The organism is Pandoraea sp. E26, from assembly GCF_000681415.1.
In the GTDB taxonomy this organism is placed as follows: domain Bacteria; phylum Pseudomonadota; class Gammaproteobacteria; order Burkholderiales; family Burkholderiaceae; genus Pandoraea; species Pandoraea pnomenusa.
The window spans coordinates 55,414-77,478 of the sequence record NZ_AYXJ01000015.1 but is presented as its reverse complement, the minus strand read 5'-3'; the positions used below and the strand labels follow the sequence as shown (position 1 = coordinate 77,478).

At 66.0% G+C, this 22,065-nt stretch carries 20 protein-coding genes and 1 pseudogene; 20 read left to right on the top strand and 1 reads right to left on the bottom strand.

Going from position 1 to position 22,065, the window contains the following annotated elements:
* Window positions 1-18 precede the first annotated feature (18 nt).
* The 5 genes from W930_RS0111210 (at window position 19) to W930_RS0111190 (ending at window position 4,981) form a co-directional block, all read left to right on the top strand.
* On the top strand, window positions 19-708 hold the full coding sequence (locus tag W930_RS0111210; RefSeq protein WP_023597889.1) for an SPOR domain-containing protein: 690 nt from the start codon (window positions 19-21) through the stop codon (window positions 706-708).
* A 267-nt stretch (window positions 709-975) separates the two neighbouring features.
* Window positions 976-1,677, top strand: a complete 702-nt coding sequence (locus tag W930_RS0111205; RefSeq protein WP_023597890.1) for a thiol:disulfide interchange protein DsbA/DsbL — start codon at window positions 976-978, stop codon at window positions 1,675-1,677.
* A gap of 46 nt (window positions 1,678-1,723) precedes the next feature.
* Window positions 1,724-2,623 carry an SDR family oxidoreductase gene (locus tag W930_RS27060; RefSeq protein ID WP_023872913.1) on the top strand — a complete coding sequence of 300 codons (900 nt, stop codon included), beginning with the start codon at window positions 1,724-1,726 and terminating at the stop codon, window positions 2,621-2,623.
* Between the two features lie 194 nt (window positions 2,624-2,817).
* The gene (locus W930_RS27055; RefSeq protein WP_023872912.1) at window positions 2,818-3,420 is read left to right on the top strand and encodes a hypothetical protein; all 603 of its coding nucleotides are present in this window, start codon (window positions 2,818-2,820) and stop codon (window positions 3,418-3,420) included.
* 241 nt (window positions 3,421-3,661) lie between these two features.
* Window positions 3,662-4,981 carry an MFS transporter gene (locus tag W930_RS0111190; RefSeq protein ID WP_023872910.1) on the top strand — a complete coding sequence of 440 codons (1,320 nt, stop codon included), beginning with the start codon at window positions 3,662-3,664 and terminating at the stop codon, window positions 4,979-4,981.
* A gap of 81 nt (window positions 4,982-5,062) precedes the next feature.
* Here the strand turns inward: W930_RS0111190 and W930_RS0111185 are convergent, their stop codons facing one another.
* Entirely contained in the window at window positions 5,063-6,145 is a 1,083-nt protein-coding gene (locus W930_RS0111185) for an MBL fold metallo-hydrolase (protein WP_023597894.1), read from the bottom strand.
* A gap of 128 nt (window positions 6,146-6,273) precedes the next feature.
* Here W930_RS0111185 and W930_RS0111180 point away from each other — a divergent pair, with 128 nt between their 5' ends.
* The 15 genes and pseudogenes from W930_RS0111180 to bioB form a co-directional block, all read left to right on the top strand.
* On the top strand, window positions 6,274-6,708 hold the full coding sequence (locus W930_RS0111180; RefSeq protein WP_023597895.1) for a MerR family DNA-binding transcriptional regulator: 435 nt from the start codon (window positions 6,274-6,276) through the stop codon (window positions 6,706-6,708).
* 216 nt (window positions 6,709-6,924) lie between these two features.
* On the top strand, window positions 6,925-7,410 hold the full coding sequence (locus W930_RS0111175; protein WP_024788578.1) for a PaaI family thioesterase: 486 nt from the start codon (window positions 6,925-6,927) through the stop codon (window positions 7,408-7,410).
* A 120-nt stretch (window positions 7,411-7,530) separates the two neighbouring features.
* Entirely contained in the window at window positions 7,531-8,712 is a 1,182-nt protein-coding gene (locus tag W930_RS0111170; protein WP_023597897.1) for an isovaleryl-CoA dehydrogenase, read from the top strand.
* 105 nt (window positions 8,713-8,817) lie between these two features.
* Window positions 8,818-10,623, top strand: coding sequence for a bifunctional isocitrate dehydrogenase kinase/phosphatase (gene aceK, locus W930_RS0111165; protein ID WP_023597898.1), 1,806 nt, complete (start codon window positions 8,818-8,820; stop codon window positions 10,621-10,623).
* Between the two features lie 48 nt (window positions 10,624-10,671).
* On the top strand, window positions 10,672-11,352 hold the full coding sequence (gene can, locus W930_RS0111160; protein WP_023872907.1) for a carbonate dehydratase: 681 nt from the start codon (window positions 10,672-10,674) through the stop codon (window positions 11,350-11,352).
* A gap of 157 nt (window positions 11,353-11,509) precedes the next feature.
* On the top strand, window positions 11,510-12,694 hold the full coding sequence (locus tag W930_RS0111155) for an acetyl-CoA C-acetyltransferase (protein WP_023597900.1): 1,185 nt from the start codon (window positions 11,510-11,512) through the stop codon (window positions 12,692-12,694).
* A gap of 43 nt (window positions 12,695-12,737) precedes the next feature.
* Window positions 12,738-13,415 carry an SDR family oxidoreductase gene (locus W930_RS0111150; RefSeq protein ID WP_023872905.1) on the top strand — a complete coding sequence of 226 codons (678 nt, stop codon included), beginning with the start codon at window positions 12,738-12,740 and terminating at the stop codon, window positions 13,413-13,415.
* A 168-nt stretch (window positions 13,416-13,583) separates the two neighbouring features.
* Window positions 13,584-14,189 (top strand): 2-hydroxychromene-2-carboxylate isomerase, encoded by a 606-nt coding sequence (locus tag W930_RS0111145; protein ID WP_023872904.1) that lies wholly within the window; start codon window positions 13,584-13,586, stop codon window positions 14,187-14,189.
* 20 nt (window positions 14,190-14,209) lie between these two features.
* A complete protein-coding gene (locus tag W930_RS0111140) occupies window positions 14,210-14,632 on the top strand; it encodes a YchJ family protein (RefSeq protein WP_023597903.1) in 423 nt (140 codons plus the stop codon).
* Window positions 14,633-14,718: 86 nt separating this feature from the next.
* Entirely contained in the window at window positions 14,719-16,326 is a 1,608-nt protein-coding gene (locus tag W930_RS0111135; protein WP_023872903.1) for a carboxyl transferase domain-containing protein, read from the top strand.
* A 43-nt stretch (window positions 16,327-16,369) separates the two neighbouring features.
* Window positions 16,370-17,161, top strand: coding sequence for an enoyl-CoA hydratase/isomerase family protein (locus W930_RS0111130; protein ID WP_023597905.1), 792 nt, complete (start codon window positions 16,370-16,372; stop codon window positions 17,159-17,161).
* Window positions 17,162-17,495: 334 nt separating this feature from the next.
* A complete protein-coding gene (gene bioA, locus W930_RS27050) occupies window positions 17,496-18,902 on the top strand; it encodes an adenosylmethionine--8-amino-7-oxononanoate transaminase (RefSeq protein ID WP_023872902.1) in 1,407 nt (468 codons plus the stop codon).
* Window positions 18,899-20,116, top strand: a complete 1,218-nt coding sequence (bioF, locus tag W930_RS0111120; protein WP_024788577.1) for an 8-amino-7-oxononanoate synthase — start codon at window positions 18,899-18,901, stop codon at window positions 20,114-20,116. Before bioA ends, bioF begins: the two co-directional genes overlap by 4 nt.
* Window positions 20,109-20,903, top strand: a complete 795-nt coding sequence (gene bioD / locus W930_RS27045; RefSeq protein WP_023597908.1) for a dethiobiotin synthase — start codon at window positions 20,109-20,111, stop codon at window positions 20,901-20,903. Before bioF ends, bioD begins: the two co-directional genes overlap by 8 nt.
* A 126-nt stretch (window positions 20,904-21,029) precedes the next feature.
* A pseudogene (bioB, locus tag W930_RS27040) lies at window positions 21,030-22,016 on the top strand (biotin synthase BioB); the annotation flags it as partial.
* Between the last annotated feature and the right edge of the window lie 49 nt (window positions 22,017-22,065).

Here is a 22,065-nt window from a genome sequence, read left to right as displayed (position 1 = left end):
AAGGACGGAATCGACTCGATGGCAAACAAACGTCGACCACCCCGCCAGCGGGGCGGTACTTTCCTGGGCATCGTGCTCGGCCTGATCGTCGGGCTGGCCGTTGCCGTCGTCGTCGCGCTCTACATCACGAAGACGCCGACCCCGTTCGTCGAAAAGACGCCACCGCGCCCCGCCGAGAATTCGCCGGCCGCCCAGGCGCCGGATCCGAACAAGTCATTGCAGCCGCGCACGCCGCTACCGGGCGCCGCTTCGGGGCCCGCGGCAACGGAGCCGTCCTCGCAGGCCACCTCCCCGCTCGTGCCGGGCACGCCAGTGGAGCCGACCACGCCGCCGGTGGCCTCCTCGCCCACCGCACCGACCACGTCGCCCGCCCACACGAAGCCGTCACCGGCGGATATCCTCAGCGGCAAGTCGACGGTGCCCGTCGCTCCGCCGACCACGCCGCCCGCGAGCGCGACCGATAACGCCAACACCGGTTACTACCTGCAGGTCGGTGCGTTCAAGTCGCAAAGCGACGCGGAGCAACTGCGCGCCAAGCTGGCCCTCTCGGGCTTCGAGGCGAAGGTCACGCAGCGCGATGCGAACGGTCTCACGCTCTATCGCGTGCGCCTCGGTCCGTACGGCAAGCTCGACGAGATGAATCACGTGCGTCAGCGGTTGCAGGACGGCGGCTACGACACGGCGGTGATTCGCTTCACGAAGCAGTAAGCGCCCCGTGGCAAAAGGCGTTGCACCGAAAGGGCAACGCCTTTTGTGTCTCTTCCCATTGCACCGTTCGATCTCCCGTCGGCTGAGCAGGATGTTGAAAAACCCTGCATTATTCGGGGGGAACCGGCGTCGGCGGCGTGTTGAACCCGGCAGTGCATCGACTGTCATACGCACTGGCGATTCAATTGCCTGACTTCGGGATATGGTTTCGCGGGAATGCCACGCCAACGATGGCGGGTGCGTCCGCCTCACTCCTCAATAACGATCATGAAAAAACTTCTTGGTGCCGTTCTGATTTCTTTCGGTTTCCTCTCCGGCGCGGCCTCGGCGTCGCCCGAAGCACCGGTCGCGGGGACCGATTACCTGGTGTTGCCGCAGGCACAGCCGACGTCGTCGGGCCCGGGCAAGATCGAGGTGACCGAGTTCTTCTGGTATGGCTGCCCGCACTGCAATGCGCTGGAGCCGTCGCTCGAAGCGTGGGTCAAGAAGCAAGGCAAGGATGTCGTTTTCAAGCGCGTGCCCGTGGCCTTCCAAAGCCGCTTCGAACCGCATACGCGCATGTTCATCGCGCTGACCGCGCTGGGCAAGGAAGCCGAGCTCACGCCGAAGGTCTTCAATGAGATCCACGTCAAGCACAACTATCTGCTGACGAAGGATACCCAGGCCGATTTCCTCTCGAAGTTCGGCATCGACAAGGCCGCCTACGGCGCCGCGTACGACGCCGCCGGCAAGCCGGCCATGGCGCGCAAGGAATCGCCCGTGGAAATCGCCAACAAGACGTGGCAGGACTACAAGATCGACGGCGTGCCGACGATCGCGATCCAGGGCAAGTATCTCGTTTCGCCGGCAACCTCGGGCGACGCATTGCAAAAGGCCGGCAAGCCGGCGACCACCGAGCAGCAAACGTTCGACGCGGCGCTGAAGACGGCCGACTCGATCATCAATCAGATCCGCGCGAAGAAGATGTAAGCTTCGCCACCGACAAAGCCCGGCTCCGGCCGGGCTTTTGCGTTACATGGCCACACATACGACATCACCGAAGGTCTTCATCACCGGCGCCTCGAGCGGGTTGGGCGAGGCGCTCGCCCGTCATTACGCGGCGCAGGGCGCCATTCTCGGACTGGTCGGCCGACGCGGCGACAAGCTCGCCGATCTGGCAGCCACGCTGCCGCATCCGCACGCCGTGCATTGCTACGCTGTCGACGTGCGCGATGCGCTGGCACTGCGGGCGGCGGCGGGCGACTTCATGGCGCGCCACGGGGTGCCGGATATCGTCATTGCGAATGCGGGCATCAGCCACGGCGTGAATACGGAAGATGCGGCGGATCTGCCGCATTTCGCGTCCGTCATGGACACCAACTGGATGGCCATGGTCGCCACCTTCAGCCCGTTCGTGGCGCCCATGCGCGCGCGCAAGCGCGGCACGCTCGTGGGAATCGGCAGCGTGGCGGGAGTGCGCGGTCTGCCGGGTCATGGTGCGTACAGCGCCTCGAAAGCGGCGGCGATGACCTATCTGGAGAGCCTGCGCGTCGAACTGCGGGCCGACAAGGTCGCGGTGGTCACGATCGCGCCGGGCTACATCCGTACGCCGATGACCGACGGCAACCCGTTCCCGATGCCCTTCCTGATGGATGCGGACAAGTTCGCGCGAAAGGCCGCGGCGGCGATTGCACGCGGCAAGCGCTTCGTTGTGCTGCCCTGGCAGATGGGTATCGTGGCCTGCGCGATGCGGCGTCTGCCGCGCTGGCTCTATGACAGGCTCTTCGCGCGGGCGCCGCGCAAGCCGACGCTATCGCAACGTCAGGCCCGCGAGGCCGAGGTGCTCCAGGCGGACGCCTCGCAGGCCGAGAAGACCGGGAAGGGCGTGAAAAACGCGAAGGACGACTCGACAGGCAAGATGTCCGACACGCCTTAGGACGACGCGCCCCGAGCATGGGCGCGCCATCCCGGTGCGCCCTGCTTCCTCGGCTTCATTGGGTTCACCGCTTCATCCGGTGCGCCCTTCGCTCCGAGATTCCAATCGGACATCCCCCAAAAAGCGCCGCGACCGATCGGGATACCGGGCATTGCGCGTTAGAGTGCCTCGCTCCGTCCACCCCGCGATGTCACATGAACGCCCTGTCTCTGCAAGACGCATCGCGCGCTTGCCCCCCGCGCGGCGTCACCCTCATCCCGTCCGGACCGCTTTGGCACGTCACCGCCAGTATTTGCGCCATCTCGAACACCGTCCCGCATGGGTATGCGGCGATGCAGGCGGACCTCGGCAAGCGCTGCCGTACGCGCGACCGCCTCGCATGGCTCGCATGTCTCGCGAGCCTTCCGGTGCTTGCCGGATGTGCGGCACTGGATGCCGGCAACTGGCAAGTATTTGGCCCACCGGGCGTCTACGTGAGCCCGCCCCCTGCCGCTGTCGCGCCCGCGCCCCTGATCGTGACACCGCCGCCGCGCATCGTCACGCCGGCGCCCACCATCATCGCCCCGCCCCCTGTGGTAGTCGCCCCGCTGAGCCCGCCGTACGTCGTGGTGCCCCCGCCGCTGCCGCGCAGTTCGCGCGACACCGCCCACTTTCTGCGCGAGCGCTGCTACCGGCAAAAGGGCGGGTGCTACACCACGGAGCATCAGGGCGGCTACGTGTTCGACCCGTACACCGGCGCGTGGGACTGGGTCGACCAGCGGCACTATCGCTGGAAAGGACATCGGAAACGACGGTAAAGCTTCAGGTTCGTCACCGTCCCGGCGTTCCATGCGGAAAATCCGCTGTTCGACGCAAGATCCTGCGGTATTTTTGACCCGTTGTGGTGCATTCCAAACCTGCGCTAGAGTGGGCGTGCAACTGGCATGAGGTATACACGACGTTAAACCGGCATTGCCGCCAAAGAGCGGACGCGTGTCGACGGCCCATGGGCCGTGTACCGATCCGACTGCGGCAGGCCCAACCACGCAGGAGAGGCACATGCAGACAACCCCCACCGGCGCGCCGGTCATCGATCCTGCACTGCGACGCAAGGCAGTGATCGGGTCCACGCTGGGCAATGCATTCGAATGGTTCGACTTCACGGTGTACGGGCTGTTCGCCGTTGTCATCGCGAAGCTGTTCTTCCCCGCGGAAAACGACACGAACTCGCTGCTTGCGAGCGTGGCCTCGCTCGGCGTGGCGTTCTTCTTCCGTCCCATTGGCGGCGTGGCGTTCGGTTTGTATGCCGACCGCGCCGGCCGCAAGTCCGCCCTCTCGGTCATGGTGCTGCTCATGGCGCTGGGCACGGGGCTCATCGGTATCGCGCCGACATACGCGACCATTGGCTTCGCGGCGCCACTGCTGATCCTGCTCGCGCGCGTGATCCAGGGCTTCTCGGCCGGCGGGGAATTCGGCGGCTCGACCGCCATGCTCATCGAGTTTTCTCCGCCGCATCTGCGCGGCTTCTACGGCAGCTTCCAGATGTGCTCGCAGGCGCTGGCCGTGGCGCTCGCCGGGCTGTGCGCCTATGTGCTCAACACGGGCCTCACGAAAGAAGCCCTTGAATCGTGGGGCTGGCGTCTGCCGTTCCTGTTCGGGATTCTGATCGGGCCGGTCGGCTTTTACATTCGTCGCCGCATGACCGAGTCGCCGGAATTCCTGGCATATGCCGCCGCACGCGAGCCAACGCGCCGCACGCCGCTCGCCGACGTGTTCTCGAAGCATTACCGGTCGCTCATCGCGGGCTTCGGCCTGACCGTGGCCGCAACCACGTCGTTCTATGTCACGCTCATCTACACGCCGATCTATGCCGTCAAGCAACTCGGCCTGACTCAGGGCGCCGCCAGCCTGTCGACGTTCGTCGCCGCCATGCTCATCGCGGCACTGTGCCCGCTGACCGGCTGGATCTCGGATCGCGTGGGCCGCAAGCCGCTCATTCTGATGTTCGTGCTGCTCTACGGCCTGACGTCGTTCTGGATGTTCACGCGCCTGCACAACGCGCCGTCGATGGGCAACCTTCTGCTTGCCCAGATTCTGCCTGCCGTGTGCATGGGTTTCGTATGGGGTGCGTTCCCGACGGCCGTCACGGAAGTGTTTCCGGTCGGCGTGCGCTCGACGGGCGTCTCGATTCTGTACAACGTCTCGGTGATGCTGTTCGGTGGCCTAGCCCCGTTCTGGATCACGTACATGATCAAGGCGACGCAGAATCCGCTCGCGCCCGCGTATTACATTCTGCTCACCGTGGCGATCAGCCTGGTGACCTACGGCCTGCTCGGCCGCGACGGACGGCACCTGCCGACGGCGGCACAACACGCCTGACACCGACGGCGTCACACCAGGCAAAAACGCCCCGCGGGCTTCGGCCTGCGGGGCGTTTTTGCTTTCGACTCGGCGCGGTAATCAGACCGGGCTGAAGCGCCAGACGCCCTTCTCGTCACGCGCGCGCCGGAGTTCACCCGCGTGCCACAGCAGGTGAAGGTGCGCGAGCGCTTCACCCATGGCGAACGTCGTCTGGTGCGCATCGAGCTTGCGGTGGAACATGATCGGGACGATGTCACCGGCGCTTTGCGGCGCACGCGCGCAGGCGTCGCGCACTTCCTGCAATCGCGCCGCGTGGTGGTCGCGCAATTGGCGGATGCGCGTGTGCAATCCGGTAAATGGCCTGCCGTGCGAGGGCAGCACCAGGCAATCGGCGGGGAGTTCGAGATAGACACCGAGCGAGTCGAGGAACAGTTGCAGCGAATTCGCTTCCGGCTCGATGTCGAACACACTCACGTTGGTCGAAATGCGCGGCAACACCATGTCGCCGGAGATCAGTACGTTGTGCTGCGCCGAGTACAGCGCCATGTGCTCGGGTGAATGTCCATAGCCGGCGATCAGCCGCCAGTCGCTGCCGCCAATGCGCAGCGTGCCGCCATCGCGCAAACGGTAGAAGCGCGAGGGCACCTCCGGCACGAGATCGCTGAAGTAGGTCTTGCGGTTGCGGATCTGATCGATCATCCGTTCGTCGGCCAGCCCGTGCGCAATGAAGTGGGCCACCGCGAATTCGCCGCCGGCGTTCGCCGCGTTGTTGTTGTCGCCTTCCGACATGAGACGCCCCCATGCGTAGTCGCCCAGCGACATGGCGAGACGGGCGTCCCAGCGGGCCTTGTCGCCGCCCTTGCAGATCCAGTGCGCAAGCCCCAGGTGATCCGGATGACAGTGCGTGACCACCACGCGCAACACCGGCTCGCCGCCGAGCGCGCTGTCGAACACCTGCTCCCAATAGGCTTTGATCTGCGGATGGGTAATGCCGCAATCGACGATGGTCCAGCCTTTCACGCCATCGACTTCGTCGCGCAGCAACCACAGGTTGATGTGATCGAGCACGAACGGCAGCGGCATGCGCACCCAGAATACGCCGGGCACCACTTCGTGCACCGTGCCGCCGTCAGGCAGAAAGTCACCGAGAGGATAGTTCAGTTGTTGTTCGAGGGCATTCACGGGGGCCACGCTCCAGAGGGCTTGTTCTCTTGTTGTGGGGTTGACGCCGTCACCGATTGCATACGGTTCGAGTTGACGCTAACGTAAACGGCAATTCTATCTGCAATGGTAAGCACCCGCTTAACCCGATGCTCACATACACGATCACCGATCTCGCCCGCGAGTTCGACATTACGCCCCGCGCGATCCGTTTCTACGAGGATCAGGGGCTGCTCACGCCCGCCCGGGAGGGCCCCGGCGGACGCCATCGCGTCTACACCGGGCAGGATCGCACACGCCTGAAGCTCACGCTTCGCGGCAAACGCCTCGGGCTCACGCTCTCGGAAATCAAGACGATTCTCGATCTTTACGAATCGCCCAAGGATACGGTGCCGCAACTCAAAGTGTTCCTGGACACCCTTGCGCAGCATCGCGAGGTACTCGAGCAGCAACTCGAAGACCTTCACGCCACGCTCGACGAAGTCTCGCAGCACGAAGCTCAGTGTCTCGCGCTGCTCGAAGCCGCGGGCGAGACGGTGCCCGCGACACCGGCCCGGCGCGGCAAGGCGAGCGTCGCTCACTGAATCGATCCCCTCCGACGGCGGCGCCCGGCGCCGTCCGTCACGCAAGGCCCGCCAACGTCACGATGGCGGACATCGCCCGAAGCGACAGGCCAGTCGCAGGGCGGCCATACCGAAGCCACGACACCCTCAGGAAACCCCTTACTTTACGTTTACGTAAACGTAAAGTAGTATCTTCGAACCTGGTACCCTGGCCCTTTCGACGCGCCCCTTCCGATCATGGCAAACGTCCCTGTCTCCCACGCCGCACCGCTCGACGACGCCGTCGCCGCGAAAATCCGCGCGAGTTTCGACCAACAGGGCGTCATGACGCATTGGGGCGCGCGGCTTTCGCACCTGGCTGACGGTCACTGCGAGATCACGTTGCCCTTCTCGGACAAGGTCAATCAGCAGCATGGCTTCTTTCATGGCGGGGTCATCGGCGCCATCGCCGATTCGGCGGGCGGCTACGCGGGCTACACGCGCCTGTCGCCGGAGCAGGAGCTGGTCACGGCCGAATACAAATTGAACATTCTGGCGCCCGGCAGGGGGGATACACTGATCGGACGCGGTCAGGTCGTCAAAGCCGGACGCTCGCTCATCGTCACCACCGCCGAACTGTTCGTCATCGACGATGGCCAGTGGACGCTTTGCGCACTGATGCAGCAAACGCTGTTCCCGCTGCCCGCGAACCCGGCGGCCAAGGCGCCCGTCGCAGCGCGCTGAGCCACGCGCGCACGCCATTGCGCCGTCGACGCAATCGAAGCGACCCACTCAACGATTTCGAAGCCTTATCGAACACGCGCGCGGGCGAGCCGCCACGCGCCACCCTCTGGAGACTGTGTCATGACCCTGTTGCCCGGCCTCAACTTCATGCTTGGCGAAGACCTCGACATGCTGCGCGAATCGGTGGCGAACTTCGCCGCGAAGGAAATCGCGCCGCGCGCCGCCGAAGTCGACCGCACCGACCAGTTCCCGATGGATCTGTGGCGCAAGATGGGCGATCTCGGCGTGCTCGGCATGACCGTCTCGGAGGCGTACGGCGGCGCGAACATGGGCTACCTGGCGCACATGATCGCGATGGAGGAGATCTCGCGCGCGTCGGCCTCGATCGGCCTGTCGTACGGCGCGCACTCGAACCTGTGCGTCAACCAGATCCATCGCAACGGCACGGCCGCACAGAAAGAGAAGTACCTGCCGAAGCTGGTGTCCGGCGAACACGTCGGCGCGCTGGCGATGAGCGAGCCCAATGCCGGCTCGGATGTCGTGAGCATGAAGCTGCGTGCCGAGAAGCGCGGCGACCGCTACGTGCTCAACGGCACCAAGATGTGGATCACCAACGGCCCTGACTGCGACACGCTGGTCGTCTATGGCAAGACCGATCCGGAAGCGGGCGCACGCGGCATGACGGCCTTCCTCGTCGAAAAGGGCATGAAGGGCTTCTCCGTGGCGCAAAAGCTCGACAAGCTCGGCATGCGCGGCTCGCACACGGGCGAGCTGGTGTTCGAGAACGTGGAAGTGCCCGAGGAGAACGTGCTGGGCCAGGTCGGCGGCGGCGTGAAGGTGCTCATGAGCGGGCTGGACTACGAGCGCGCCGTGCTCGCCGGCGGTCCGCTGGGGATCATGCAGGCAGCCATGGACGTGGTCGTGCCGTATATCCACGACCGCAAGCAGTTCGGCCAGTCGATCGGTGAATTCCAGCTCATTCAGGGCAAGGTCGCCGACATGTATACGATCCTGCAGGCCAGCCGGGCGTACCTTTATGCCGTGGGCCGCCAGCTGGACTCGCTGGGCAGCGACCACGTGCGCCAGGTGCGCAAGGACTGCGCGGGCGTGATTCTCTACACCGCGGAAAAGGCCACGTGGATGGCCGGCGAGGCCATCCAGATCCTGGGCGGCAACGGCTACATTAACGAATACCCGGTCGGCCGCCTGTGGCGCGACGCCAAGCTCTACGAGATCGGCGCCGGCACGTCCGAGATCCGCCGCATGCTGATCGGCCGCGAACTGTTCGCGGAAACGATGTAAGCAGGCGAACGACCACAGGAAAACGACCCACATCCAGGCGCGGGCAGCGGCGCTACAATCCACTCAGACAGCAAGGAAAACGCACCTGCGCCCGTCCCGACCGGTATGAATCACTTCCCGAAACTCCTGTCGTCGCAGTTTGCTTTCGACGTCGCCCGCACGATGCTGGACGGCTTCGACAAGCATTACCGCATTTTCCGCGAGGTGTGTGTCGCGGCGCAGGCGTGTTTCGAGGCGGGTGACTTCATGGGCATCCAGAAACTCCAGCGCGATCGCATCGCCTATTACGACGAGCGCGTGCGCGAATGCGTCGTCACGCTGGAAGACGAGTTCGACGCCCAGTCGCTCGACGACGACGTCTGGCAGCAGGTGAAGCTGCACTACATCGGCCTGCTCACCGAGCATCGTCAACCCGAACTGGCCGAGACGTTCTTCAACTCGGTGTGCTGCAAGATCCTTCACCGCTCGTACTTCAACAACCGCTTCATCTTCGTGCGCCCGGCCGTGGCGACGGAGTACATCGAGAACGACGCGCCGGCCGCCAGGCCGACGTACCGCGTCTACTACCCGGCGCAGGACGGGATGGTCGCCACGCTCACGCGCATCGTCACGAACTTCCAGCTCCGGCGGGCATTCGCCGATCTGCCGCGCGACATCGACTACGTGATGCGCGCCATCGACGAGACGCTCGGCGCGTTCGAGCCCGCACCGAATTTCCAGATTCACGTGCTCTCGTCGCTGTTCTTCCGCAACAAGGCGGCCTACATCGTCGGCCGTATCGTGAACGGCGACACGACCACGCCGCTGGCCATCTCGATCATGCACGACGATAACGGCAAGCTGGCGCTCGACGCCGCGCTGCTGCGCCGCGACGCATTGCGGGTGGTATTCAGCTTCACGCACGCCTACTTCATGGTCGACATGGAAGTGCCGTCGGCCTACGTGCACTTTCTGCGCACGATCATGCCGGGCAAGCCCAAGGCCGAGATCTACACGTCCGTGGGCCTGCAAAAGCATGGCAAGAACCTGTTCTACCGCGACTTCCTGCATCACCTGAAGCATTCGAGCGACAAGTTCGTCAGCGCGCCCGGCATTCGCGGGCTGGTGATGCTCGTGTTCACGCTGCCGTCGTATCCGTACGTGTTCAAGCTGATTCGCGAGCGCTTCGCGCCGCCCAAGGAAACCACGCGCGAGCAGGTCAAGGCGAAGTACCTGATGGTCAAGCAGCATGATCGCGTGGGCCGCATGGCCGACACGCTGGAGTTCTCGAGCGTGGCCTTCCCGCTCTCGCGCTTCGACGACGCCCTGCTCGCCGAACTCCAGGCCGAAGTACCCTCGCTGCTCGAATACGACGGCGACGCGCTCGTGATTCGCCATTGCTATATCGAGCGCCGCATGACGCCGCTCAACCTCTGGCTGCAAACGGCCACCGACGCCCAGGTCGATCACGCCATGCGCGAGTATGGCAACGCGGTCAAGGAACTGATGGCGGCGAACATCTTTCCGGGAGACATGCTGTACAAGAATTTCGGCGTGACGCGTCACGGCCGGGTGGTTTTCTACGACTACGACGAGCTCGAATACCTGACGGATTGCCACATCCGCCGGGTGCCCGAGCCCCGTAACGAAGAAGAGGCGATGTCGGGGGAAGTCTGGTACCGTGTAGGCCCGCACGACGTGTTTCCGCAGACGTTCGAAACGTTTCTGACGGGCGACACGCGCGTGCGTCACTATCTGAGCCAGCATCATCCGGATTTCTTCGACCCGCGCCTGTGGCAGGACTTTCAGGACCGGGTACGGGCCGGACAGATGCACGACTTCTATCCGTACGATGTCGCGCTGCGTTTCGTCAATCGCTACGGCACCGCGAGCGGTGCCGCAAGCGCCCCGCCCCACGCGGTGGCCGCTTGAGCGCCCGACGTCTCCCAGCCCACGACACGCCCGCCGGATGACACGATCATGACCGAAGACAAAGACCAGCCTCTCATCCACCTGCTCGACAACAACCGCGCCTGGGTTGCCGGCGTGAACGCGGAAGACCCCGCGTTCTTCGAGCGGCTGTCCAAGCAACAGGCCCCCGAATATCTCTGGATCGGCTGCTCCGACTCGCGCGTGCCCGCGAACCAGATCACGGGCCTGGCGCCGGGCGAGGTATTCGTGCACCGCAATATCGCCAACGTGGTGGTCCACAGCGATCTCAACTGCCTGTCGGTGTTGCAGTTCGCGGTCGAGGTGCTGAAGGTTCGCCACATCATGGTAGTCGGCCACTACGGCTGCGGTGGCGTGGGCGCGGCACTCGACGGCGAGAGGATGGGCCTGGTCGACAACTGGCTGCGGCATGTGCGCGACGTCTACGAGCGCCACGTCGACCAGATCGACGCGCTGCCCTCGCGCGACGCGCGCCACGACCGCCTGTGCGAGCTCAATGCCATCGAACAGGTCGTCAACATTTGCCATACGACGGTACTGCGCGACGCCTGGGCACGCAATCAGCCGGTCACGGTGCATGGCTGGGTGTACGGCCTGCGCGACGGGCTGGTGCGGGACCTGCGCATGTCCGTCAACAGCCTCGAGAGCCTGCCGCGGATCTATGACCGCTGCGTGGCCGCGATGGCCGAATTACGTCAACCGCGCGCCTGAACGGCGGACGCTGTCCGGCGCACGCCGGACTCGCCCGGGGATGTTCCGCGATCGGGCGCGTGGACGATGGAGCGATTGAAGCATTGGATATTCCGGTGCCGCTGAATCCGCCGCGAGGCGGGCTCGCCGGGGCCGCCACCGATTACAGGAGATTGCCATGCAACAGGACCCGATCGTCATCGTTTCCGCCGCCCGCACGCCGATGGGCGGCCTGCAAGGGGTGTTCGGCGACGTCGCCGCCCCGCAACTCGGTGCCGCCGCCATTCGCGCGGCCGTCGAGCGTGCCGGCCTCAAGCCTGAGCAGGTCGACGAAGTCGTCATGGGATGCGTGCTGCCCGCCGGGCAGGGCCAGGCCCCGGCGCGTCAGGCCACGCTCGGCGCCGGTCTGCCGCTTGCGGCCGGCGCCACCACGGTCAACAAGATGTGCGGTTCGGGCATGCGCGCCGCGATGTTCGCGCACGACATGCTCGTGGCCGGCAGCGTCGACGTGATCGTCGCGGGCGGTATGGAGAGCATGAGCAATGCGCCGTACCTGTTGCCCAAGGCGCGCGCCGGCATGCGCATGGGTCACGGCCAGGTCATCGATCACATGTTCTTCGACGGTCTGGAAGACGCCTACGACAAGGGGCGTCTGATGGGGACCTTCGCCGAAGAATGCGCCGACCGCTACGCCTTTACCCGCGAAGCGCAGGACGCGTTCGCGATCGCCTCACTCGAGCGTGCGCAAAACGCCACGAAGGACGGCTCGTTCGCGTGGGAGATCACACCCGTCACGGTACCCGGCCGCAAGGGCGACACCGTCGTCGACCAGGACGAACAACCGTTCAAGGCCAACCCCGAGAAGATTCCCACGCTCAAGGCGGCATTCCGCAAGGACGGCACGGTCACGGCCGCGAATTCGTCCTCGATCTCCGACGGCGCCGCCGCGCTGGTGCTCATGCGCGAGTCGACGGCCAAACGTCTCGGACTCGCGCCGCTCGCGCGCATCGCCGGACACAGCACGTTCGCCCAGGCACCGGGCCTGTTCACCACCGCACCGGTCGGTGCGATGCGCAAGCTCTTCGAGAAGACCGGCTGGTCGGCGAACGACGTCGATCTGTACGAAATCAACGAAGCCTTCGCCGTCGTCACGATGGCCGCGATGCACGAGTTCGACCTGCCGCACGAGAAGGTCAACATTCATGGCGGCGCGTGCGCGCTCGGCCACCCCATCGGCGCGTCCGGTGCGCGCATTCTCGTGACGCTGATCGGCGCGTTGCGCAAGACCGGCGGCAAGCGCGGCGTGGCCAGCCTGTGCATCGGTGGCGGCGAAGCGACGGCGATGGCCATCGAACTCGTCTGAGCCCGGTGACGGGTCTCTCAAGCCTCTTCGGAACCCACTCTTCATGAAAACAGCACTCATCATCGGCGCCTCGCGCGGCATCGGCATGGAGTTCGTGCGGCAATACCGGGAAGACGGCTGGCGCGTGTTCGCCACCGCCCGCAACGACGACGGACTGGCGGCCCTGCGCGAACTCGGCGCCGAGCCGCTCAGGCTCGACGTCACGCGTATCGAATCGATCTCCGGCCTGTCCTGGCAACTGGACGGCGTGGCACTCGACGTTGCGGTCTACAACGCGGGCGTGAATTCCGAGCGCACCGCGGGCCTCGCGCCGGTTACGACGGCGGAATTCGACCGCGTGTTTCACACGAACGTGCTCGGCGCCATGCATGCCGCGCCGCTCGTGCTTCCGCTGGTCGAGGCGGCCGGCGGCGCCTTCGGTTTCCTGTCGAGTCGCATGGGCAGCATGGCGCTCATGGAATCGAACGGCAGCTGGCTGTATCGCGCCAGCAAGGCGGCCGTGAATTCGATCGTGAAGGCGACGTCGCTCGAAGCACAGCGCGCCACATGCGTGGCCATGCACCCCGGCTGGGTCCGCACCGACATGGGCGGCGAGCACGCCGATATCGACGTGCAGACGAGCGTCGCCGGCATGCGCCGCGTACTCACCCGTGCACCGGGCGAGCGTGCGACGCACAACGGCGGCTTCTTCAACTACGACGGCAACGCGCTCGCCTGGTAAGCCGGGCGGGCGGGCGGCAAGGATTGCATCGACGAAACATGGATGGGTGGCGACCGGGCGAACATGGCCCGGCGCACAACCGAATAACAAGCTGTATGTATCAGTGGTGCCACACCGCCGTATCTTTTGATTCGCGGGCCAGAAACGTCACTCGGAACGGGAGCCAGCATGACGTCCGCTATCGACTTTTATTTCGACTTCGCATCCCCGTATGGGTATTTTGCGAGTACCTGCATCGATGACATCGCCTCGAAGAACGGGCGCGGTGTCGCGTGGCATCCGATCCTGCTCGACATCGTCTACAAGGTGAACGGCACGGGGGCGCCGGTGCAGCATCCGATCAAGACCGAGTATCTGCGGCACGATGTGGAGCGCACCGCGCGCTTTCACAAGATTCCGTACAAGCGCCCGACGCATTTCCCGATTCCCACCCAGGCGGCCGAGCGCGCCGTGCTTTGGGTGCAGGACCATCGCGGCGGCGACCTGTCCGCGGAGTTTGCCAAGTCGATCTTCACGGCGTTGTATGTCGACGACGTGAACATCGGCGATCCGGCGGAACTGGTGCGGATCGGCGAGTCGCTGGGCATCGACGGCGCGGCACTCGACGCGGGCATGCATTCCCCGGCGGCGAAGGATCATCTCAAGGCCGAGATCGACCTGGCGATGGCGCGCGGCGTGTTCGGTTCGCCGTTCGTCATCGTGGACGGCGAGCCGTTCTGGGGGTTCGACCGCTTCGCACAGGTCGAGGCCTGCCTGAAGCACGGCAAGCTCTGACAACAAGGCAAGACAACATCATGGCAAGACCCCAACCGTCGCGCGACAACACGACACAGGACACCGGACGCGAAGCCTGCCCCTGCGGCGGTCTCGCGTTCGACGACTGTTGCGCACGCTATCTCGAACGAGGCGACCTCGCGCCCACGGCCGAGGCGCTGATGCGCTCGCGCTACACGGCATTCGTGCGCCACGACGCGGCGTATCTGCTCGACACCTGGGCGGTGCGCACGCGCCCCGCCTCGCTCGAGTTCGACGACGCACCCCAATGGCTTGGCCTCCAGGTCAAGGCGCACCTGCAACGCGACGACGCGCACGCTGAAGTCGAATTCGTCGCCCGCTACAAGGTCGGCGGCCGCGCGCACCGGTTGCACGAGCGCAGCCGCTTCGAGCGCACCGACGACGGACGCTGGCGTTACGTCGACGGCGACCTGTACGACTGACGACGCGCGCGAACCGTCCGCGCGACGGTTCGCATCGCCCAGGCCACGCAATTCACGACAACTCACCCTCCACCGGATTTCGTCACATGCCGATTCTCGAGAGCAAACTCAACCCGCGCGGCGAAGACTTTGCACGCAACGCGGCCACGATGCAGACCCTGGTCGACGACCTGCGCGCGCGTATCGCGCAACTGGCCGGTGGCGGCGGCGAGGCCGCGCGCAAGAAGCACATCGCCCGCGGCAAGCTGCTGCCGCGCGAGCGCGTTCAACAACTGCTCGATCCGGGCTCGCCGTTTCTCGAGCTCTCGCAGCTCGCCGCCATCGGCATGTATCACGACGACGCCCCGGGCGCGGGCGTGATCACCGGCATCGGCCGCGTGTCGGGCCAGGAATGCGTGATCGTTTGCAACGACGCCACGGTCAAGGGCGGCACCTATTACCCGATGACGGTCAAGAAGCACCTGCGCGCACAGGAGATCGCCGAGCAGAACCATCTGCCCTGCATCTATCTGGTCGACTCGGGCGGGGCCAACCTGCCGAACCAGGACGATGTGTTTCCCGATCGCGATCACTTCGGACGCATCTTCTACAACCAGGCGCAAATGTCCGCGAAGGGCATTCCGCAGATCGCCGTGGTAATGGGCTCGTGCACGGCAGGTGGCGCATACGTGCCCGCCATGAGCGACGAGTCGATCATCGTCAAGGAACAGGGCACGATTTTCCTCGGCGGCCCGCCGCTGGTGAAAGCCGCCACCGGCGAGGAAGTGAGTGCGGAAGACCTCGGCGGCGCCGACGTGCACACACGCCTGTCGGGCGTGGCCGATCATTTCGCCCAGAACGACGCGCATGCGCTCGCCATCGCGCGCAACATCGCGGCGAACCTGAACCGGCGCAAACCCGCGACCGTCGCCGTGCGCCCCCCGGTCGAGCCGAAGTACGACGCACGCGAGCTGTACGGCGTGATTCCCGCCGATACGAAGAAGCCGTTCGACGTGCGCGAAGTGATCGCGCGTCTGGTCGACGGCTCCGAGTTCGACGAGTTCAAGGCACGCTACGGCACCACGCTCGTGTGCGGCTTCGCGCATCTTTGGGGCTACCCGGTCGGCATCGTGGCGAACAACGGCATTCTGTTCTCGGAGTCGGCGCAGAAAGGCGCGCACTTCATCGAGCTTTGCTGCCAGCGCAAGATCCCGCTGATCTTCCTGCAGAACATCACGGGCTTCATGGTCGGTCGCAAGTACGAGAACGAAGGCATCGCCAAGCACGGCGCCAAGATGGTGACGGCCGTGGCCACGGCCAACGTGCCGAAATTCACCGTGATCATCGGTGGCTCGTTCGGTGCGGGCAACTATGGCATGTGCGGTCGCGCATACTCGCCCCGCTTCCTGTGGATGTGGCCGAACGCCCGTATCTCGGTGATGGGCGGCGAGCAGGCCGCGTCGGTGCTCGCCACGGTCAAGCGCGACGGCATCGAAGCCAAGGGCGGTCAATGGAGCGCCGAGGAGGAAGACGCCTTCAAGCAACCGATCCGCGACCAGTACGAGCGTCAGGGGCACCCGTATTACGCAAGCGCCCGCCTGTGGGACGACGGCGTGATCGACCCGGCCGATACGCGCACGGTGCTCGGACTGGGCCTGTCGGCCTCGCTGAACGCGCCGATTCCGGAATCGCGCTTCGGCCTGTTCCGCATGTAATCGCCCCGATCGACACGCCCGGCCATTCGAGGATTTCCACGTCATGAATCTCGCCACGCTCAAATTCGGCGTCGACGCGCATGTCGCCACCGTCACGCTCAATCGTCCCGACGTTCGCAATGCGTTCAACGAGACGGTCATCGAAGAACTCACGGGCGCGTTTCGCGCGCTCGCCACGAACGACGACGTGCGCGTCATCGTGCTCGCGGCCGAAGGTGTCGCCTTCTGCGCCGGCGCCGACCTGAACTGGATGAAGAAGATGGCCGGTTACTCCGACGCCGAGAACCGTGCCGACGCCATGACGCTTGCCGTCATGCTCAACACCATCTACCGCTGCCCGAAGCCGGTGATCGCACGCGTGCAGGGCGACGCATACGCCGGGGGCGTCGGTCTGGCGGCCGTGGCCGACGTCGTCGTCGCCGTCGACACGGCGCATTTCTGTCTGTCGGAGGCAAAGCTCGGCCTGATTCCGGCGACGATCGGGCCGTATGTCATTCGCGCATTGGGCGAGCAGGCCTCGCGCCGCTACTTCCTGACGGCCGAACGCTTCGCGGCGTCGACGGCGCAGCGGCACGGGCTCGTGCATGAGGTGGTGAGCGCCGACGCGCTCGACGGCACGGTGCAGGCGCTGGCCAAGGCATTGGCCGAGAACAGCCCCAACGCGGTGAAGGAATGCAAACGTCTCGTGCAGGACTTCGCGAGCCGCGTCATCGACGACGGCGCGATCGCCGACACCGCGGAGCGCATTGCGAAGATCCGCGCGTCGGAGGAAGGCCGCGAGGGCGTGCGTTCGTTCCTCGAGAAACGCGCGCCGTCGTGGCGTAGCGAGAACTGAGCGAGGACTGAGCGCGCGCTGTGCCCGCGCGCGCCTGACGGCCGCCCGAACGGTTACAAATATTTTTGGGGAGACGCAACGACGGAGATGCCGCAACGTTATCGGCGGGTTTTGAGGAATTATCGATAACGTCTTCCTATGGCACGCAAAACCTCAAGTTTTCGCCACATTTCCGCCTATTGCCCTGCCAAATCGCTTTGCCTACCATGCGCCCATCCCCCACCTCCGGCCCCATGCGGCACCGCTGCGCGCGATGCCTGCCGCGGGCCAGCCGGACAATCGACCGCCGCCTTCGGGCGGGCGTCGTGCGTCGCGGCCAACCAAGGAGTCAATGATGGACGCCTTCCCGCGCCCCCCCGCCGGTCCCGGCGATCTCGCCGCGCGAAGTCTGCGACAGGTCTGGCACCCCTGCACGCAGATGAAGCAACAGGCAAAGCTGCCACTCGTCGCGCTGTCGCACGGCGAAGGCCCCTGGCTCGTCGATACCGACGGCGAGCGCTACCTCGATGCCATCAGTTCCTGGTGGGTCAACCTTTTCGGTCACGCCAACCCGCGCATCAACGCCGCGCTCGTCGACCAGCTCGGCCGTCTGGAGCACGCCATGCTGGCCGGCTTCACGCACGAGCCGGTCGTGGCGCTGGCAGAGCGCCTGTCGGCGCTGACCGGCGGCGTGCTCGGCCATGCCTTCTTTGCGTCCGACGGCGCCTCGGCCGTCGAGATCGCACTCAAGATGAGCTTTCACGCGTGGCGCAATCAGGGGCACGACGACAAGCGCGAATTCGTTTGCGTGCGCCACGGTTATCACGGCGAGACGCTCGGTGCACTGGCCGTGACCGACATTGCGCTGTTTCGCGACGCCTACGATCCGCTGCTGCGCCACGCGCACGTCGTGGCGTCGCCCGACGCGCGCAACGCGCGTGACGGCGAATCGGACATCGATGTCGCGCAGCGCGCGGCCGCCGAACTCGAGGCATTGCTGGCACGCCGCGAGGGCCGCATTGCCGCCGTCATCGTCGAGCCCCTCGTGCAGTGCGCGGCAGGCATGGCGATGCACGACCCCGAGTATCTGCGCCGTGCGCGCGCGCTGTGCGACCAATATGGCGCACACCTGATCGCCGACGAGATCGCCGTGGGATGCGGGCGCACGGGCACGTTCTTCGCCTGTGAACAAGCCGGCATCTGGCCCGATCTGCTGACGTTGTCCAAGGGCATCAGCGGCGGATACCTGCCGCTCTCGCTCGTGCTTTCGCGCGACGCCATCTTCGACGCGTTCTACGACGACGACACCGCGCGCGGTTTCCTGCACTCGCATTCGTACACGGGCAATCCCCTGGCGTGCCGCGCCGCGTTGGCCACGCTCGATATCTTCGCGGACGACGATGTCCTCGCCGTCAATGCGTTGCGTGCCCGGCGTCTGTCCGATGCGCTCGCACCGCTGGCCAACGACCCGCGCGCGAAGCATTTCCGCCAGCGCGGCATGATCTGGGCGTTCGACGCCGACGTGCCGCAGGCGGCGGAGGCGGTCCGTGCGTTCTCCCGGCGCTTCTACACCGAAGCGCGCGCGCGCGGCGTGCTGTTGCGCCCGATCGGCAATACCGTCTACCTGATGCCGCCGTACGTGCTCGACGACGCGACGATCGACTGGCTCGCCAGCCGCACGATGGCCGCGTTCGATGCCACGATGCGCGACCTCGGCGGCGGCAATCGTGTCGCGACGGTCGGGAAGGAGCAGGCAGCATGACCGCCCACACCCTCCCCCCGCTCTTCGACCGCCTCGATGCGGGCCTCGCCGAAATCGACCGCGCGCATCTGCGCCGCCGTCATCGCGTGGTTTCCACGCCGTGCCAGCCGCACGTATGCGCCGACGGCCGCGACGTCCTCGCCTTCACGAGCAACGACTATCTCGGACTCGCGGCACATCCGAAGGTCGTGGCCGCGCTGATCGACGGTGCGCAGCGATACGGTGCGGGCAGCGGAGCCTCGCACCTGATCAGCGGTCATTTCCAGGCCCATGCCGAACTTGAAGACGCGCTTGCGCAGTTCATGTCGCCGCATCTGGTCGAGGCCCGCGCACTGTACTTCTGCACGGGATACATGGCTAACCTGGCGACGATCTCGGCACTCGCGGACAAGGACGCCGAGATCTTCTCCGAGGCGCTCAATCACGCTTCGCTCATCGACGGCGCGCGACTGTCGCGCGCACGCACGCAGATCTACCCGCACGGCGACGTCGACGCGCTGGGCGCGTTGCTCGCCGCCAGCACGGCCGAGACGAAGCTGATCGTGACCGACGGCGTGTTCTCCATGGACGGCGACATCGCGCCGCTGCCGCAACTGCTCGCGCTGGCCGAACGCCACAATGCGTGGCTGATCGTGGACGATGCGCACGGATTCGGTGTCGTGGGCGAAAACGGACGCGGCGTGTTCGAGCATTTCGCGTTGCGCTCGCCCAACCTCGTCATCATCGGCACGCTCGGCAAGGCGGCGGGCGTGGGCGGCGCGTACGTGGCCGCGAACCGGCGCGTGATTGAATGGCTCGTCAATCGCGCGCGTCCGTACATCTTCACCACGGCGGCCGCGCCGTCGCAGGCGCATGCGCTGCTCACGAGCCTGGCGATCATCGCCGGCGACGAGGGACGCGAGCGCCGCGCCACGCTGCAAGCACGCATCGCGCAACTGCGCGACACCCTCGCGTTGCGCCACTGGCGGCACATGGCCTCGCCCACGGGCGTGCAACCGATCATCCTTGGCGAAAACGCCGCGGCGCTGCACGCCCAGGCCGGTCTGGCCGAGGCGGGACTGTGGGTACCCGCGATTCGTCCGCCGACCGTCGCTCCCGGCACATCGCGACTGCGCGTCACGCTCAGCGCCGCGCACACGGAAGACGACATCGCCCGCCTGGCAGCGGCCATCAACCAGCTCGACCGCGACTGGACGGCGCACGACCATGACTGATCAAACGCTTGCGATCGCCGAGCGCGCCACGCCCGCGCGCCATGCATTCTTCGTCACCGGCACCGACACCGAGATCGGCAAGACGCTCGTGTCGTCGGCGCTGCTGCAGGCCGCCGCGCGGCGCGGTCTGGTGTGTGCCGGCCTCAAGTCCGTGGCCGCCGGGGCGTCGGAGCATAACGGCCGGTTCGTCAACGACGACGTCGAGCAGCTGCACGCCGCGAGCAATCTGAAGCTGCCCGACGACTGGTATTGCCCGTACGTGCTCAAGGATGCCGCCGCGCCGCACATTGCCGCCGCGGCCGAAGGCATCGATCTCGACTGCCGCGTGATTCGCGATGGCTACGCGCGTATCGCCGTGCGCGCCGACCTGGTGATCGTGGAAGGCGTGGGCGGGTTCCGCGTGCCGCTCGGCCCCGATGCGAGCGCGCCCGACACCGCCGACCTCGCGCGTCAGCTCGGCCTGCCGGTCGTGCTCGTCGTCGGGCTGCGCCTGGGCTGCATCAGCCACGCGCTGCTCACGGCCGAAGCGATCGCCGCGCGCGGCCTGACGCTTGCCGGCTGGGTCGCCAATCACGTGGATCCGGACATGCGTCACGTGGACGCCAACGTCGACGCCATTGCCGCGCGCATCGGCGCCCCGCTGCTCGGCCGCGTGCCGCACCTGCCGCATCCCGACGCCGCGACGGCCTCGGGTTATCTCGACATTGCACCGCTCGTGGATTCGGCGCCGCATCGCCATGCGCAAGCGCCGCTTGCCGCGCAATCGTCCGATGCGTCCCGATCGTGACGCTACGACATACGACGGCCTCCCCCGACTTCAAAGCATTCAAGGAATCTCACCATGCAAGTTCACGCTCACACCGCCGCACACGGACACGATGAAGCCCTGCGCCGCAATGACACGCCCTGGACCGTCGACGCGATCGAGGCGCTGTTCGCACTGCCGTTCAACGATCTGATCTTCCGTGCGCAGCAGGTGCACCGCGAACACTTCGACGCCAACGCCGTGCAGCTCTCCACGCTGCTCTCGATCAAGACCGGCGGCTGCCCGGAAGACTGCTCGTACTGCCCGCAGTCGGCCAGGTATGACACGGGCGTGCAGGCTGAGAAGCTCATGCCGGTCGACGAAGTCGTGGCCGCCGCGAAGCGCGCGAAGGAGGCCGGCGCCACCCGCTTCTGCATGGGCGCCGCCTGGCGCAGCCCGAAGCCGCATCAGGTCGACGCCGTGGGCGAGATCGTGCGTGAAGTGAAGGCGCTCGGTCTCGAGACCTGCGTGACGCTCGGCATGCTGCGCGACGGTCAGGCCGAGCAGTTGCGCGATGCCGGCCTCGACTACTACAACCACAACCTCGACACCTCGCCGGAGTTCTACGGCCAGATCATCACCACGCGCACGTACCAGGATCGCCTCGATACGCTCGCCCGGGTGCGCGACGCCGGCCTGAAGGTCTGCTGCGGCGGCATCGTCGGCCTGGGCGAGACGCAGCGCGAGCGCGCCGGTCTGATCGCGCAGCTCGCCAACATGTCGCCGTATCCCGAGTCGGTGCCCATCAATAACCTGATGAAGATCGAAGGCACGCCGCTCGAACACAACGAGAGCGTCGATCCGTTCGACTTCGTACGCATGATCGCCGTGGCGCGCATCACCATGCCGCGCGCGATGGTGCGCCTGTCGGCCGGACGCGAGATGATGGACGACGCGCTGCAATCGTTGTGTTTTCTCGCCGGCGCGAACTCGATGTTCTACGGCGAGAAGCTGCTCGTCACGCAAAACCCGCAAGCCGAGCACGACCGCGCGCTGCTTGCGCGCCTGGGCATGCGTACGTCGACCGAGGACAAGCTGAGCCCGGCTGGCGGGGCGGACGACTGCGGCGCGACGTCGGCCTGCGCCACCCATTGAGCGCGGGCTGCCCGGGAGTGCCGGCGGGCGGTGAGGAGGTATTGAAAAG

What these genes read in the sequence shown, in the direction of transcription:
- W930_RS0111210 (WP_023597889.1), top strand. Translation starts at nt 19, where the DNA reads ATGGCAAACAAACGTCGACCACCCCGCCAGCGGGGCGGTACTTTCCTG.
- W930_RS0111205 (WP_023597890.1), top strand. Translation starts at nt 976, where the DNA reads ATGAAAAAACTTCTTGGTGCCGTTCTGATTTCTTTCGGTTTCCTCTCC.
- W930_RS27060 (WP_023872913.1), top strand. Translation starts at nt 1,724, where the DNA reads ATGGCCACACATACGACATCACCGAAGGTCTTCATCACCGGCGCCTCG.
- W930_RS27055 (WP_023872912.1), top strand. Translation starts at nt 2,818, where the DNA reads ATGAACGCCCTGTCTCTGCAAGACGCATCGCGCGCTTGCCCCCCGCGC.
- W930_RS0111190 (WP_023872910.1), top strand. Translation starts at nt 3,662, where the DNA reads ATGCAGACAACCCCCACCGGCGCGCCGGTCATCGATCCTGCACTGCGA.
- W930_RS0111180 (WP_023597895.1), top strand. Translation starts at nt 6,274, where the DNA reads ATGCTCACATACACGATCACCGATCTCGCCCGCGAGTTCGACATTACG.
- W930_RS0111175 (WP_024788578.1), top strand. Translation starts at nt 6,925, where the DNA reads ATGGCAAACGTCCCTGTCTCCCACGCCGCACCGCTCGACGACGCCGTC.
- W930_RS0111170 (WP_023597897.1), top strand. Translation starts at nt 7,531, where the DNA reads ATGACCCTGTTGCCCGGCCTCAACTTCATGCTTGGCGAAGACCTCGAC.
- aceK (WP_023597898.1), top strand. Translation starts at nt 8,818, where the DNA reads ATGAATCACTTCCCGAAACTCCTGTCGTCGCAGTTTGCTTTCGACGTC.
- can (WP_023872907.1), top strand. Translation starts at nt 10,672, where the DNA reads ATGACCGAAGACAAAGACCAGCCTCTCATCCACCTGCTCGACAACAAC.
- W930_RS0111155 (WP_023597900.1), top strand. Translation starts at nt 11,510, where the DNA reads ATGCAACAGGACCCGATCGTCATCGTTTCCGCCGCCCGCACGCCGATG.
- W930_RS0111150 (WP_023872905.1), top strand. Translation starts at nt 12,738, where the DNA reads ATGAAAACAGCACTCATCATCGGCGCCTCGCGCGGCATCGGCATGGAG.
- W930_RS0111145 (WP_023872904.1), top strand. Translation starts at nt 13,584, where the DNA reads ATGACGTCCGCTATCGACTTTTATTTCGACTTCGCATCCCCGTATGGG.
- W930_RS0111140 (WP_023597903.1), top strand. Translation starts at nt 14,210, where the DNA reads ATGGCAAGACCCCAACCGTCGCGCGACAACACGACACAGGACACCGGA.
- W930_RS0111135 (WP_023872903.1), top strand. Translation starts at nt 14,719, where the DNA reads ATGCCGATTCTCGAGAGCAAACTCAACCCGCGCGGCGAAGACTTTGCA.
- W930_RS0111130 (WP_023597905.1), top strand. Translation starts at nt 16,370, where the DNA reads ATGAATCTCGCCACGCTCAAATTCGGCGTCGACGCGCATGTCGCCACC.
- bioA (WP_023872902.1), top strand. Translation starts at nt 17,496, where the DNA reads ATGGACGCCTTCCCGCGCCCCCCCGCCGGTCCCGGCGATCTCGCCGCG.
- bioF (WP_024788577.1), top strand. Translation starts at nt 18,899, where the DNA reads ATGACCGCCCACACCCTCCCCCCGCTCTTCGACCGCCTCGATGCGGGC.
- bioD (WP_023597908.1), top strand. Translation starts at nt 20,109, where the DNA reads ATGACTGATCAAACGCTTGCGATCGCCGAGCGCGCCACGCCCGCGCGC.